Origin of the sequence: Candidatus Chloroploca sp. Khr17 (assembly GCF_004138165.1) — a bacterium.
Lineage (GTDB): Bacteria > Chloroflexota > Chloroflexia > Chloroflexales > Chloroflexaceae > Chloroploca.
This window is the reverse complement of the sequence record NZ_RYFF01000063.1, coordinates 12,870-27,823: the sequence shown is the minus strand read 5'-3', so window position 1 is coordinate 27,823 and position 14,954 is coordinate 12,870. Positions and strand designations below refer to the sequence as shown.

Here is a 14,954-nt window from a genome sequence, read left to right as displayed (position 1 = left end):
AATGATGCTGAATCGCACGCTGTTCGCTTGCTTCTGGATTTTCGCTCACAAAGACAACGAGGCCAGCATAGCTTCGCTCAAGAATCTGCGCTGGCTTGAGGGGCTGCAAAGGTGGTCGCCGACGGGCATTGTACCAAAGCCAGAGCAGGCCAACAATGAGGGCGAGCAGCAAGAGAGAGCCACCGCTGAGCAGCATGAGGCGAACCACGACTGCTTGATCGGGGTCAGGACTCAGCACGATGAAAAGGAGATCATAGACAGCATTGCCAAGCACGGCCAGTACGATGGTACCGACCAAAAAGAGAACAGGAATGCTTGGATTGATTACGTCTTGAAAGATATCAACAATACGTCGGCGCTTCAAGGAAACCCTCACTGATCTTGCAGACGCGCTATTGCCTCACCAGACTGATGATAGCACATGAAGGCGTCACAAATATGCACACCACAGATAAACCAAGCTCAGATCAGCCATTGTCGCCGAAGTGAACTGCGTACCCTGGTGCTGGCCTCAGTGTGGCCAGCGCCTGGAGCGTCGTTGCGGCGGTGGCAACCACCCGCCGTCCACCCGCCCCGCTGGGCAACCTCACTTAATGCAGGATGCAGGGATGGGCGTACGAGCCTGCATGCGGCCCAACCTAAGACCGCCTCTGCATGGGCCTGGGCGTATGTGTGCGTGAGTATGATGCTTGTCCTGGTGCTGATGATAAGCCGCTACTCAGGGAAGAAAATCAAGGCTGAGCAGACGACAGGCACCGTATCACGATAGGTCGCATCTAAAGCCAGCGAGACCCCTTCACTGGGCCATTGATGCGCTGGAATTGAGATATCATCAGGCTTTTCCTTCAGATACAGCGTACACGCTCCTCCAGGCGGATCATAGGCAATGACGACCCGTAAGGCACGAAACCGTGTCATATTTTCAATGTCTGGAAATGTGAAAGCAATGCCCGCATAGCTATCGTCAGCGGGGACTTCATAGAGCAGATGATAGTCCAGATCAAGGTCATGATTGCGAACCACGCGCAGAACGCCCCGGCCCGTTTTACCTTCCTCAGATCCGTCAAAGGCAAAGAGCCTGTGCGGTTTCCCCTCCACGAATGTCTCGTCATGAGTACGTGCGCCACGCCCTTGGTCAAAACCTCCGCGATCACACGGGACGCTAACCGACGCAAGGCTGACCCGGTGCTGCGGGGTCGGCATAGGCCTGGAGCGGATCGGGGTGCAGGGTACGCTGCAGGATCTCAGTCACGACATAGCGTAACGTCGGTGGCGCACCTCAAGCAATTGACCTTGTTCAGGAAGTGCTGTTGCAAGAATCGTAGGCATCGCCGCCCCAACCAAACCAACCCCTATGCTCACGTATTTCTCTCGTGTTTGGCATGAATATAGCATGCTTATTCAGCATTTACCATCCCGTTTTGTGGCACAGCGATCATCGGTGCCGGGCAAAAACTATCTGGTAATGGTCTGGTAATCCGTTTGTCCCATAATTCTACTGTGCGACATGGCATCACGTTCATCTTACAATTCAAGAAGATGCAGTGGTGACAACTCCAGTACGAGTTTTCCGTCCGATCTTGGTCGAATGAAAGCAGACTCCTCATGCATGTGCTATCCGTCTCCTATCGTACCGACATCCCCGCCTTTTACGGCGACTGGTTTATGCAGCGGGTTCGTGAAGGCTATGTTCGCTACCATAACCCCTACGGCCCTCAAGTCGTCACCGTCTCGCTGCGATCAGAGGATGTCCGCGCGATTGTGTTCTGGTCTAAGCATTACGGCCCATTCCTGCGTCACCTCGATGAGCTGGATCGTGCCGGATTAGCGTGCTATTTCCACTATTCACTGACCGGCTACACTGCTGAACGGACGACCCATCCACTTGAGGAGCGCGTTCCCCAACCTGATCAGGTGATCGAGTCATTCCAAGCACTTGCTCGCCATTACAGCCACAAGCATGTGCTCTGGCGCTACGATCCGATTATCTTCACCCCGCTCACGGATGCTGACTGGCATCGGCGAACCTTTCGTACGCTAGCGCAGCGGCTTGCTGGTTCCACGGAACGCTGTTACTTCAGCTTTCTTGATGGCTACGACAAAGTCGCACGGAACACAAGGAAGCTTCCTGATAGCCTGCGACCCTATGACCCTCCACAAAACGAGAAACTTGAACTGGCTGGTGAGTTAGCATCCATCGCTGAAGCTCATGGAATTGGTCTTTATACATGTGCCGAAGACTTTGCGGTCGTCCCGCCCATTCAGCGCGGAGCCTGCGTTGACAAGGAACTGATTGACGAGCTTTGGCCAGACAAACAGCAGCACAAGCTGAAACTTTCACCGAACCGCAACAAGTGTGGATGCTATGACAGTCGTGACATCGGTGCCTACGACACCTGTCCTCATGGTTGTGTCTACTGCTATGCGGTCATCAACCGTCCTCTGGCGCTGAAGCGCTATAAAGAGCACGATGTTGAACATGATGCATTGATCAAGCGCGGCCCCAAGCAACCGCCAGAAGAAGACCTGCCGCCTCAACAGTTCACCATTCCGCTTGATATGTAAAGCCCATCATTGGGCCAAGCTATTTCTGTCAAAGGTGTGTATGGCAACTCCTTTTGATCCTGCAGTCGTTGCAACCCTAGAGGCACTGCTTGCGCCTGGCGGACGGGCGCGCATCGCAAACTACATTGAGGCTGCGCAATGCGAAGTTCTCTGCGGTCGCCCTCCGGATATCCAACGCCACCACGAAGATATGCGCACCATTCTTCACGAGGCCGATCAGCGCATTGCTCAGCTTGCGCAAGTCTGGACAACGTTTGCGGCGCATGGGAAGTCGTTCACACCGACGAGCTATACCTCGCGTGATTTCCTTGACGCCTACTTGGCCTACTACTGCACGACCAATGTGGCGAAAGTACAACTCAGCCTGCTCGATCTGGTGGCGCGGGCAGCGCTGGTCGGTCCAGTGCTGCATGTTATTGATATTGGCGTCGGTACAGGCACGACGCTGCTTGGCCTGATGGATTTTCTCCTCGCCTGGGCAACTGTCTGCGACCTTTATGCAGCCCCTTTTCCAATCCAGAGTTTGACCTTCACGGGTGTTGATTGCACCCAGGAGAATCTTGCGTATGCGCGCAAAATTGCCGCCGCCTATGCGGGGGCGCTAGGCCGTCGTCGTGAACTGAGCCATGACGAGGAGAGTCAGGTGCGGCTGGAGACGGTCGAGCAGTGGGTTACGCACGCTGCATGGCAACTGCACGATTTGAATCAGCAGCCCTATAGCGGCGGCTCTAGCAATCTGGTGATCGCCTCCAACGTCTTTAATGAGCTTTCGCCTGAAGGCCGAAAGCATCTTGGAACGTTGATCAGCAGCCTGCCGCAGAGCGCCAGCGCGATCATCATTGAGCCGGGGGCACAACAGAATGCGCAGCACCTCATGGCCTGGCGTCGTGCGTTGCTTGAGAAATCAGATCACCTGACGACCCTGGGACCCTGTGGCGTCGCACCAGGAGTCGCCATGAGTGCGGCGTGCGACACCTGCTGGAATGGGCGCCGCGAGTCGCTGCACCAACCTGCGCTCTACAGGCGCTTCCGTGAATATGCCGCACGCAACCAGCACGATAATCGGTCGTTTGAAGATGCAGAGAACAACTTACTCTCATGGAGCTATGTCCTGCTCCATCACGCGCAAGCTTCCTTTCCGACGATGACCGCCCCGCTTACGCCTACTGATGCGGCACCATGGCCAGCGGATCAAGCGCTTACCTTCATTGGTGCGTTTCGTGGCATCGAAGGTGGTAGCCACAATGACATCCGCATTGATCATCAGGAGCCTGATCGCCCACGAGAGGCTAACGACAAATGGACTGAATTTGTCAAGCTGTGTCCTGCTGCGGTGGCAAAGCTCCAAACCCTCACCCTCATCCGCGATCAGGGCGTCCAGTTCCCACGTCTGCGCTATGGTGAGTTGATCAGAATTATTCATGCAACATATACGGTAAAGAGCAAAAAGACAGCTCGTATTACTCCTGATTCAAAGACGATCTTTGAGCAAATTCAGCAGCCACGCGATATCGCCAGCACTTTCCTACCCGCATATACGCCTCAGGTGCGCCGCGCGGTTGACGAGATTGCCTATCGACTCTTTGGCTTCGCAGGGATGCGGGCGTTCCAACATCAGATTCTCGGGCAGTCACTCACCGGCAAACCGATATTGGGCATTGCTGCAACAGGCGGCGGCAAAAGCGAGTGTTATATCCTCCCTGCTATGCTGCTGCCCGGCATCACGCTGGTGGTCTCGCCGCTCAAATCGCTGATGATGGATCAATACGAGCAGCGTATCTGTCAGCGGTATGGGCTTGATAGTTTAACCACAGTCATTAATGGCGATGTCAGTATTGCTGAACGCATGGCGCGTCTGCGCCGGATGGAACTCGGCCACTATAAACTGGTCTATCTCACCCCCGAACAACTCGAGCGCAGCTATGTGCTTGAGAGTCTCCACCGGGCGCATAAGCAAATTGGCATTCGCTACCTAGCCCTGGATGAAGCGCACTGCATCAGTCAGTGGGGCCACGACTTTCGTTCGTCGTACCTGAATCTGTTGGCGCGCCTCCGCACTCGTGACATTCACCCCTTGCCCATTGCGCTGACGGCAACGGCGAGCCCCGAGGTGCGTCGCGACATCTGTGAAGAGTTAGATCTGGATCCGCGCCCGCTTGAGGCCGGCGGCAATCTCTTCATCGAATCCTCAAACCGACCAGAGCTCAATCTGGTGGTGCGCGTCTGTCGAACGACTGAAGACAAAACCGAGAGCATCCTCACTGAGTTGCAACAACTCCTTGCCCATAATCAGCAGAACGAAGCGCCTGGTGCTGCGATTGTCTTTATGCCCTACACCGGGGGCAAGTTGGAGTATACCCGTCGAAACAGTGAAGCAAACCAAGGCCGCCTCAGTCCCGGCGCTTCGTCGTTTGCCTCCTATCTGGAGCGAGCGCTTGCCGAACGGGTTGCGGTCTACCACGGCAGGATGGAGTTTGATAGCGCCAGCGCAGCACCGGAGGACGACGAGGAGGAAGAGCCAGAGGATTGCTTCGCTCTGCAACAAGCGCCCCCCCTGGGTGACCTGAGCGGGCGCAGTCGACAGGGTCAGCAGCGGGCCTTCATCGAAGGCGAGCGAGCGATCATGGTGGCGACGAAAGGCTTCGGCATGGGCATTGATAAGCCGAACATTCGTCTCGTCATCCATCGGAGCGCTCCTGGCAACCTTGAGGCCTATGCCCAGGAGGCCGGACGGGCCGGGCGTGACGGTGAACCTGCAACGGTAGTTCTCTACTACAGCCCTGACGCACCCTTTGAGCAGAGCGAATGGAAACAGACCCAACTCCCCTCTGATGATGAGATTCAGCGACGCTTCCTGGCCGATAAGTATATTCGCCGTGAGGATGTTTTGGTTATGCGTGCGTTTCTCCGCTCAGCGCGACGCAAGATCGTTGGGCGCATCTACATCACCAATGATGAGGCCATCGCTTTCTTTGAGCGCTGTAGCGAACAGCCTAGTCTGGCTGGACTAACCGCACCCTACACATGGCCTGAATGGCCAGACCGTGAGCCTGAAGGCAAAGAGTCTGCCGAGCATCAGGAGTTGCTTGAGCGTGGCTATCGCTATGCCCACAAAACCGACTATATCAAGCGCATCCTCGACGTCGTCTATCGTATCCGTCCTCGCGTGGGTTCGGACGGCCCCCGCGAGAGCCTGGTGCAGGCATACTGTCAGGTTGGTGCCCTCCTCATCCAGCCTCAGGTTCACGATGCCCCAGCCATCCTGAATTCAAATGCGTACTTCGGGGCGGTGTTGCGCGAGACTCGTCTAACGGCAGCAGAACTCACCAGCATCTTGCGCAGCGGCGATCTGATCGAGCTTGCTACCCGGATCAAGCAGCCTCTGAGCGAAGTCACCCAACTCGTGAGCGACATCAAGCAGTTTCAATCCGGTGCCTCCGGGTCGCGTCAGGATAAACTCCTTACCTATAGAGCCATTGGCGCACCCTATTACGGCCCTGCCCAGGGCCGCGAGAGTCTGGCTGCTTGGCGAGCCTATGCGGGCGCAGTACGACGAGCAAAAAAGTATGAGGCCGACCAGCGGGCGCGTAAAGCTAGACGTCCGTACAAAAACGGGCGTCAGGAGATCACGCTGGACGATTGGTTTGCTTGGCCCGAACTACGTAGGCCACAGGGCTGGGAGATTCTGGCTGGACCGGCTCTGGAGCGTGATCAGGATTTTGACGCTTACTTGAACGCATTCATGGCGCTCCACGATAGTCGCGAGGACAACGACTGGGCTGCCTACCACCGACTGCTCACTGACTACGTTGGGGTCGAGCCTGACGGTCAGATCGGTACCCAGGGCAACAAGCTTTGCCTGCGCGGAGTGCTGCTTGGCTACCTCAAGACCTTTGAGGTGATTGTCGGCGACAACTGCCTGAGTTGTAGCCGCTGCGTACCTTCCGAGAACTTCACGGCATCGCTGGAGCAGCGCAAGCAGGTGGTGGCCCGTATGAGCGCTGAGTTAGCGCAGTTGTTTGACACGATTGAACAGTACGTCACCGATTTTCCGTCTCCCGACCAAGTCGAAGCGCTACTGAACGCAATGCAGCGTGCGCAGCAATCCGGCCACGCCTTGCTTGCTTACCTCCAGGGATGGACAAATCGTCTGCTACTTGATACGCCGACGCATCGTGGCGCACTAGTCATCCGGGCGTCTACGATGATCAGAGGCCTGCTAGAAGTTCGAAAGAGTGATCTGCTTGAGCTTATCCAGAACCTGGTGCAGATAGCCACCGACGCCGATGTAAAGGTCGTTAGTGCGCTCGTCGAACAAGCGTGGCGCGCTCAGCCTACTTCATTGGGCATATGTCGCCAGCGGATTAAGCTAGCCCAACGTCAAGGTCAGCCGGAGGTCGAAGCCCAGACATGGCAAGACTTGCTGGCACTACAAGAGCAGCGGAACCCCGACAGTCATCGATTCCTCTTTGAGCCATGTGCGGCCCTCGCCGACCTCTACGCTGCCCCTGGCGTCCTGCACGACGAACAACGACACCAGCACTTTGCACTGCGTGCGGCACGACTAGCCAAGGATCGCTCGCTCGCTGAACCATTCTACGCTCGTGCCGTACCTGCGCTGAGTTGGACAACGTTAGGGCTGCTGCTTGACGAGGCCTACCCGGTCGCCTGGTCTGGCCCAGAAGCACCGCTGCTGCTGAAGGTTTGGCTCACCGGCGACCGTGCGACGCGGGCTGAACCAATTGCTACGGCCCTTGACCAGAACACGGTTGCCTGGGAAGCCTGGTCTGCCGATGATCGGCGTGCGGTGGTGGCGGAGCTTTCTGATGAGGCGCTGAGCACGCATCTGTCGCTCACCACACGGCTGATCAGTCTGCTGGAAACCCCCAACGAGCGGCTGCGCATGGCGCAGATCGCTCTTGCTGGGGGCGCTGTGTTGACGAGTGTGATCGCCCAACAGATCACCACCGCTGCACTCCAGGTTGCCCCAGCCAACTTGAATATCATTGCGCAACTTCATCAGATCCAGCCCCTGCAAGCCGTGGTGTACCAGGCCATCCGTACCCGCCTGGCACTAGAGACATGGGAGATGACGGCGTGGTACCTCACCGAGTTCGCGAGCGAACTCCTGAGCGACACGCAGGAAGAATGTTTGCGCTGTCTCCGTGCAGGAAGCGCGGTGCTTCCCGTTGGCCCAAGCCGGGAACAAGCAGCCATTCAGCTCCGGCCCCTTGCGCTGCCGCTGTTGAACGAGCCAAGCAGCGCCCCCGAGGTTCACCCACTTTGGCAACAGGTTTGCGTTGGCTGCACAAACCTTGCCACCGAGTATCTCATGATGAGCCAGCGCCGCCCCGAGACGGCCCCATACGCCATAGAGCTACTCAACCTGCTTGCTCGCCAGGATCCAGTGACTCGCAGTGCCGTCTACGCAAAGCTCAAGCGCCACGGGGAAATCAAAAGTTGGCGGGCGTTACAGATCTGGCTCACCTGGTTTAGCCCTGAAATCTGCGCTGAGGAAGCTGCGGAACGGGTACGGCTAGTCAACAGGTGGGGTGAACTGGCGAGGTCTGATGCTCCACACGATCAGTTAGTTGCGGCGCTGAGTCCCCTGCTCATGCCGTTGCTTAGCGATCCTGAAACTGGCCCCATTGCGCACAAAGTATGGCAACGGATCTGCATGCCTGATCCCGATGCCATTGCCACCTACATCACCCATCATGAAACATCGCTGTTCAGCGAGGAGTTGATCAACCAATTTCTCGCCTTCTTGCGTACGCACCACCCTGTTACCCATCACGCGGTCTACCTGAAACTGAAGCCAACGGCACTCCAGAGTATACACACAGATTCTTTTCGTCGTTGGGTCTGCCGTTTCATTGATGAGCTACGCGCTGATGAACTCGATGATCGCCTAGCTGTGCTTCGTCATACGATCACGCTCGTCTTGAGCGAAAAAGCGGAATTAAGCACCATTCCCGAGTGGTTACGCGCCCAGGCGGCGGCACTGATTGATGCTCCGTTACCACCGACCGCTCAGGCCACCCTGCAAGCCGAGGCCCAGCGCTATCCTAAACACGCACGTATACACGCATTGCTATATCTGCTTATCCCTGGTGGACAGGCTCTACTCATGCAGTTTATGGCAACGCTTGATCCTGCGCACGATTCAATGCGGCTGACCATCTACCGCTGGGCGCAATCAACGGAATTGCCATCGAATTGGGATGAGTTGGCGCCCTGGATAACATGCTGGCAGAAAGAGATTTGTGGCGAGAGCTTGGATGTCCAGCTGCAACTGGTCAAATATGCGCTGTCGATGCTTGCGACCAGTGAGGATCGTACCAATGCACTTGAAGTCCTAGGTGCAACCTTACGGATGCTCTCGCGTAATGCCGATCGCTTGCCTAATAACGCATACGCCTGGTTACAAGCTCAAATCCCTCACCTCGACGATTTCGTCTATCGCAGCGAAGATCGTGCCATCATCTTGGCCTATCGATCCACACTCCATAATTGGCTGTTGCATCATAGTACCCAGATCCTGGCCGAACCACCTGAGGAGAGGTTGCGCCAATTCACACAATACATTGGGGTGCTGCGGTCTCAAGGAGAAGTTTGCACCCTAACCGCCGAATTGCTTCAGCCGCTTGCCGTTTCGCTCTTTACTGTGGACAATCCGGTGATACGCGCAACGGTTCACCAGCAGTGGCAAGAAGTATGGGAGCAAAGCCCTGCTCTGCTCCCATCCTATCTCGCAACATGTGCGGCCTTTCCGCCAGGGCCGCACCGCGATAGCTTCTTGGCGGCAGTGCCAGCCACTCCCACATGGCTCAACGCGCTCTATGACCTGCTCAAACCATCATTTTCACCGCAAACCTGGGACGATTTTGCTACATGGATGAAGCGCTTTGCGAATATTGAAGCCAGTCTCCCCCATGATGATCGGCTTCATCTGCTCCAGGTAGGGATCTGCCTCTTGCCAAGCCCCCCGGAGCGAACCGACGCCATTGCCCAACTCGGGCCTATGGCCTATGCACTGTTCCAGATTCCACCGCTTGCCGCCCAAGCCCATCAGGCATGGCAAACGGTGTGTGCGCATGAAGCCGACCTATTTGTTGCCTATGTGATGCAAACTCTCGCAGTCCCCCCCTTCCGTCCGCGCATCTTAGGGTGGATCCAAACGCAGTTCAACACGCATCCAAACTTTCGCCCGTATGTTCACCAGAAACTACGCCAAGCTCCTGAAGCATTGCAAGAACGAATTTGTACCCTCCTTCCTGATGAGATTGCCTATTTTCCCCTTGAGGATCAGCTGCGGCTATTGCAATTATTGACTAGATCGCAAGCAACCAATCACACGCAAGCTGCGTCGGTGGCCTGGCTGCTGACCGCATTTCATACGCTCCTGAATGCGAGTGGAACGCTTTCCACCGAGGCGCACCGACTCATCCAGAGTCGCTTCAACTCAGACACGAACGCGATCTGCGCCTATCTAGACTTCTGTAAGCAGCATCAGGATGGGCTTGCGTTGAGCCACACATGCATCGACTCGCTGCTTACTGGTGGCTATGCTGCGACGTTGGCAAAGCTACCTGAGCCATTGCCATTCAGGCGCTGGAATCTTGCGGTACGCATGGCACGCATCCTGGAAGATATCTTTAGTCCAATGGGTTCATTGCGCCACAACGAGGTGACTTGGGAGATGCCTGCGAAGCTGAAGTACACGTTCGAGCCACAGCGTGATCCGGAGTACGCTGATATGCTCGCTATAACCCTCGAACAGGTACGTACCTGGGTCAGACCAACCTACCTGACCCCGCTAGCCTTCCAAATTGAAGCGCTTGTGCAGGCTGGCCGATGCGCCAGAGCTCACCAGTTGGCCAGCTTGCATCCGCATCTTCAACTTGGCAAAAACCGTGAATCAGCCACACTCTTTATTGACCGGGCAGAGCAGTTTAGCCAGGACGACCGGCCAATTAATCCTGACTATGCCAGGATTGCTGCGACGATGCTGGGGACGGGAACGTATGCGGTGTAGTCCGTCATCTGCCTTCTTTTCCTCTATGCTCAACGTTCGTAACCAGTAAACTTTAACGATCAGCAAAAGGCAGCGCTGGTGAAAGCAATCGCTCAGAGCCTCGGCGGGGGCACAATCTCCTGCTCCAGGCCAGCGTTGTATTGCGCAATCAGCGCAATGACGGCACGCACCTCAGATGCGTCGTCCTCGCGGGCCACGAGGGGCAACTGTCCCTGGAGTAGTTCGTGGTTGGCGAAGCTGTGGAAGAGTGTCGCGAGGTCAGCCGAGTACCCCGGCGGCATACATGGTGGACAGATCGACCTCACCGTGCCAGTTCTGGAGTGCCGGGTGGTGATCCCCGGTGACGATCGCTACGGCCCCGGAAGGATTCCGGGCGAAGCAGAGCAGTTGTGCTGGCTCAGCCAGACCGAGGAAGAGCGGCGAGTGCGTGGCGACCAGGATCTGACTGCGGTAGACTGATGACAACGATTGGTAGACCCCTTCCAGTGCTTTCGGGTGAATCCCATTTTCAGGCTCTTCGATCAGATAAATGCCCTCTTGCTGGGGAAGATAGGCCAGCAAGGTTAGTGCAAGAAGACGCAGGGTGCCGTCAGAAACCAGCCAGGATGGTACCGGCTCGGCCGTACTGGCATAGCTCACCGCAAGGGAGAGATGCCGATCTTCTGGGCGTTCACGAACCGAGACACTGGTCAGATCGGGGAGGATCGTCTTCAGATGGGCCACCCAGTCTGCAGAGGCCTGCGGGTGGTTGCGCTGAAGGTCCTGAATCACCAGTGTCGGCGAGCCCGAAGGCAACCTCATAGCGGGCACGGTCATACATCGTGCTGCTGCCATGCTCGCCAACCGGTTGACGGAGTGCTGCTGGGACAGCGAATTCAAGGGCCAGTTCAACATAGTCATGCTGCTGATTAAAGACAAGCTCCTCAAAACGGCTGGCGCGGCCACGCCCTGACTCGGTGCCAAAAAGCAAGGCACCATCGAGCCCGTAGCGTACAAAGTCGCCGAGGAGCGCGATCACATCAAGAAAGGTCGATTTCCCTGAGGCATTGGGGCCAACGAGTACCTGGAAGGCGCGTACATCTTGAGCAACATAGCGCAAACTTCGGTAATACAGGGCCTCGACACGGCTAATCATCTTAGATCTTTTCTCTCTTACCACAGGGGGCACGGTGAGTTCTGCACCTTCGCTGTCACCGAGCTTTCGCTTGGCTGGCGATGGCATGGATTTGAGGCATCGTGGTTGGTAGTATAGCATGTAGCTGGAGACAATGGCAGACCTGTCTGCGGTATGTAGGCCCACATCGGTCAGGTACCGGAGCAGAATAGTGGTGCCGTGTTTGTCATTGCTCGCCACTGACAATCGTAGAGTACCCTCGTTCAATCTAGTCCGTCATCTGCCTTCTTTTCCTCTATGCTCAACGTTCGTCAAGCTTTGACGCCAGCTACACCCGTTGGTATGATACAGAGATAGATGTGAGGTAGGCAGAGACTTCACCACTATGCAGGGGAGCGAATGATGGCAGGCTTCTTCGCAGATTTGCTCGCAAATGCCCTCGGTGAACTGCTGGCCGACCTTTTCGGCGAGACACTGAATCAGCGTGCAGAACGACGAGCGCTCCAACGAGCATTGGTGGCGGCCGTGAACAGCGCCGAACAGCAGTTTGCTTCTACCTATGCCGAGCATGACCCTGAATTGGTGCAGGCATTGCTCTACCAGACGCGCTTCAGCGATCTACCTAGTGTGCGGGCTGCCCTCCGCGATCTGCTCGCTCGCCCTTTCCACGATCCCCAGAGCGCAGTGGACGTGCTGCGACGCTCGTTCACCGATGTCCTGCCGGAGCGCTTCGATCGAACGCGGGTCGATGCGATGATGGCAGCCTTCCTCGCGGCGCTTGGTCGTGAGGTCCTCTACATCCCACAACTGCGTGAGCTCTACGCCCTCAGCTTTCAGAAAATCAGCGCCGAGAGTAGCCGCGCCACTGCGGAGCATACCGCTGCGACGGCGCACCAGTTGGCTGTGCTGAACGATGGCTTTCGTGAACTGCAGGAGGGCTTGCGCCTGATCGCCGCTCGGCCTGATCCACACCTCCTGAGCACATCTCGCCCTCTCCTGCCAGAGCGCCAGCGGCCCTGGCATAACCTTCCACAGCGAACCTATCCTGAGTTCATCGGCCGGCTGGATGAATTGGAGCAGCTTGCGCGGCTGATGCTCCCACACCCCCGCTCACGTCACTTCGTCATCACCATTGATGGGATTGGCGGAGTTGGCAAGAGTGCCCTGGCGCTTGAGCTTGCCTATGGCTATCGCAAACACTATCACGCCATCCCTGAGGAAGAGCGCTTTGCGGCGATTGTCTGGGTCTCGGCCAAGCGCACGTTGCTCACTGCAAGCGGTATCCAGCAGCGTCGCCAGAGCTTCAACACCCTGGACGACCTCTTCCGCGAGGTAGCAACCGTGTTGGAACAACCTTCAATCGTGCAGGCCCCACTGCATGAACGCCGCAGCCTGGTTGAGCATGCCCTCGCCGCACAACGAACATTGCTGATCGTAGATAATCTGGAGACGGTGGATGACGATGAGTTGCTCAGCTTTTTGCGTGAACTGCCTGATCCGACCAAGGCATTGGTCACCACACGGCATCGCATCGACATCGCCTACGCCCTCAGACTGACTGGCATGCCACGCGCCGATGCCCTCAAGCTGATGCAGGTCGAAGGTGTCGCCAAAGGTGTACAGCTGACCGCGCCTGAGATGGATGACCTGGAGCGACGCACCGGCGGCGTGCCCCTGGCTATCCAATGGAGCATCGGTCTCATGAGCATGGGCCTCAGTGTCGAGGCCGTCCTGCGTCGGCTAGGCCAGGGCCAGAGCGACATTGCCCGCTTCTGCTTTGCCGAGAGCGTGGAGCGTATTCGTGGCCGTGACGCCCATCGCCTGTTGCTTGCGCTGGCCCTCTTTGAGCGCAGCGTCAGCCGCACCATGCTCGGCGACGTCGCGGGCCTTGCCAATGATCCTGTTGGCCGCGACGAGGGCCTTGCCGAACTGTTGCGCCTCTCGCTGGTCAATCAGAAAGGCGACCGTTTCAGTTTGCTGCCACTGACGCACGCCTTTGCGCGTGAAGAACTAGCGACTACCCCCCAACTTGAGCAAGAGTTGCGTGAGGGTTGGATGACCTTTCTGCTGTCTATTTCGCGTCCATATGCTGAGCTACATCACCTCCAGCCGAGCGCTGTTCAACTGATCCTCGATGGACAGCATCTCGAGAGTCTCGCTCGTTGGGCTGAACAAGTCGAGCGCATTGATCTTGTGCTCGCACTTTCTCCTGCGCTGATGGTCTACCTGGATGTTGTCGGACGCTGGGGCGATATCCTGCGGCTTGCCGACCAAATGATTGATTACACACAACTTCTGGGCGACGAACGGCTGTTGCCATTGATACTTTGTGGCAAATCCTGGATTGAGAGCCAGCAAGGTCAACATGAAGCGGCGAGGCGTTCAATCGAACAAGCACTTGACGTGTCAGCACGGCGTGGTGAAGTTGTGTGGCAAGTTGAATCGCTTGGACGGTATGTTCAAATTGTACGACGCGAAGGCGATCTGACGCGTGCAGAAGAACTCCTCTTAGAGGCTGTTCAATTGATCGAACGCTTACCTGAGGATGTGGCATCCCACACTCGCTCAGATCTCATGCTCGAACGCGGCAAGATCGCTCGTGATCGGGGGGATTATCAGTTGGCGCGACAAATCTTTACAGAGGCCCAGCGCATCTTCCCACTTGATGATGAACTCTCACCTTTTAACCCTGAGCGCGCCTGGGGCATTGCCGGGAACCTTGGATTTGTGTTGCATCAACTCGGGGAACTCGACGAAGCTGCACAACTGTACGAACGCAGCCTAGCCTACTTTCGTCAGTTTGGCGGACGTGGTTATTTGGCAACCTTGCTGGTGCGGTTAGCCGATCTCGAGCTTCAATGTGGTCAGTTTCGTCAAGCGGAAGCTCATGTGCGCGAGGCGCTCGACGTGAGTAGGCAGCTCGGATTGGTTCAAGAGCAGCAGCAGGCTGAGGCGATATTGCACGTCCTGGAACGTACCTCATGAGCCGCGAAGAACGCGCCCACCTTCAATTAGCAAAGCTTTATCATCAGGAAGATGCACCATTAGCTAATGAATATACCCACTATGCCCTCGACCTCTTCCGCCGCCTGGGGATGAAGCGTGAACAGGCTGAAGCCGAATCCTTGCTTCGCCAACTTGGCGAGCGGCCCTAAAACCTTGTTGCGACCTTCTCAAACTCATGCCTAACTGAGTAGGATACGACCAACCGGACATTAGCCACAGGCCCGATGCAAG

General features: G+C 56.7%; 8 protein-coding genes and 1 pseudogene. 4 read left to right on the top strand and 5 right to left on the bottom strand.

All coding sequences use genetic code 11. The features are described from left to right. Positions 1-364, bottom strand: a pseudogene (locus tag EKD05_RS22455) (hypothetical protein); the annotation flags it as partial. A 350-nt stretch (positions 365-714) separates the two neighbouring features. Beyond that, entirely contained in the window at positions 715-1,023 is a 309-nt protein-coding gene (locus EKD05_RS22450; protein ID WP_129677370.1) for a hypothetical protein, read from the bottom strand. 582 nt (positions 1,024-1,605) lie between these two features. On the opposite strand from EKD05_RS22450, the gene EKD05_RS22445 reads away from it, so the two are divergent. Beyond that, on the top strand, positions 1,606-2,565 hold the full coding sequence (locus tag EKD05_RS22445; RefSeq protein ID WP_129677368.1) for a DUF1848 domain-containing protein: 960 nt from the start codon (positions 1,606-1,608) through the stop codon (positions 2,563-2,565). Between the two features lie 40 nt (positions 2,566-2,605). Beyond that, entirely contained in the window at positions 2,606-10,603 is a 7,998-nt protein-coding gene (locus EKD05_RS22440; protein ID WP_129677366.1) for a DEAD/DEAH box helicase, read from the top strand. A gap of 92 nt (positions 10,604-10,695) precedes the next feature. Here EKD05_RS22440 and EKD05_RS22435 read toward each other — a convergent pair whose 3' ends face one another. From EKD05_RS22435 to EKD05_RS26530, 3 genes are read right to left on the bottom strand one after another with little or no spacing between them, the layout of a single operon-like run. Continuing rightward, positions 10,696-10,884: a hypothetical protein gene (locus EKD05_RS22435; RefSeq protein WP_129677364.1), complete on the bottom strand. Its 189-nt coding sequence runs from the start codon at positions 10,882-10,884 to the stop codon at positions 10,696-10,698. Beyond that, the gene (locus EKD05_RS26535) at positions 10,862-11,326 is read right to left on the bottom strand and encodes an AAA family ATPase (RefSeq protein WP_205704052.1); all 465 of its coding nucleotides are present in this window, start codon (positions 11,324-11,326) and stop codon (positions 10,862-10,864) included. Before EKD05_RS26535 ends, EKD05_RS22435 begins: the two co-directional genes overlap by 23 nt. Continuing rightward, positions 11,274-11,738 carry an AAA family ATPase gene (locus EKD05_RS26530; protein WP_205704051.1) on the bottom strand — a complete coding sequence of 155 codons (465 nt, stop codon included), beginning with the start codon at positions 11,736-11,738 and terminating at the stop codon, positions 11,274-11,276. The genes EKD05_RS26535 and EKD05_RS26530 overlap by 53 nt, the downstream gene beginning before the upstream one ends. Positions 11,739-12,116: 378 nt before the next feature. Between EKD05_RS26530 and EKD05_RS22425 the strand changes: the two genes are divergently transcribed. Together EKD05_RS22425 and EKD05_RS26055 are read left to right on the top strand one after the other, a co-directional pair. Beyond that, positions 12,117-14,702, top strand: coding sequence for a tetratricopeptide repeat protein (locus EKD05_RS22425; protein ID WP_129677362.1), 2,586 nt, complete (start codon positions 12,117-12,119; stop codon positions 14,700-14,702). Continuing rightward, complete coding sequence (locus tag EKD05_RS26055; protein WP_165360901.1) at positions 14,699-14,872, top strand: hypothetical protein; 174 nt, start codon at positions 14,699-14,701, stop codon at positions 14,870-14,872. Before EKD05_RS22425 ends, EKD05_RS26055 begins: the two co-directional genes overlap by 4 nt. Positions 14,873-14,954: the final 82 nt, after the last annotated feature.

Coding starts and splice junctions, on each gene's coding strand:
- EKD05_RS22445 (WP_129677368.1), top strand. CDS start 1,606: ATGCATGTGCTATCCGTCTCCTATCGTACCGACATCCCCGCCTTTTAC.
- EKD05_RS22440 (WP_129677366.1), top strand. CDS start 2,606: ATGGCAACTCCTTTTGATCCTGCAGTCGTTGCAACCCTAGAGGCACTG.
- EKD05_RS22435 (WP_129677364.1), bottom strand. CDS start 10,884: ATGCCGCCGGGGTACTCGGCTGACCTCGCGACACTCTTCCACAGCTTC.
- EKD05_RS26530 (WP_205704051.1), bottom strand. CDS start 11,738: ATGATTAGCCGTGTCGAGGCCCTGTATTACCGAAGTTTGCGCTATGTT.
- EKD05_RS22425 (WP_129677362.1), top strand. CDS start 12,117: ATGATGGCAGGCTTCTTCGCAGATTTGCTCGCAAATGCCCTCGGTGAA.
- EKD05_RS26055 (WP_165360901.1), top strand. CDS start 14,699: ATGAGCCGCGAAGAACGCGCCCACCTTCAATTAGCAAAGCTTTATCAT.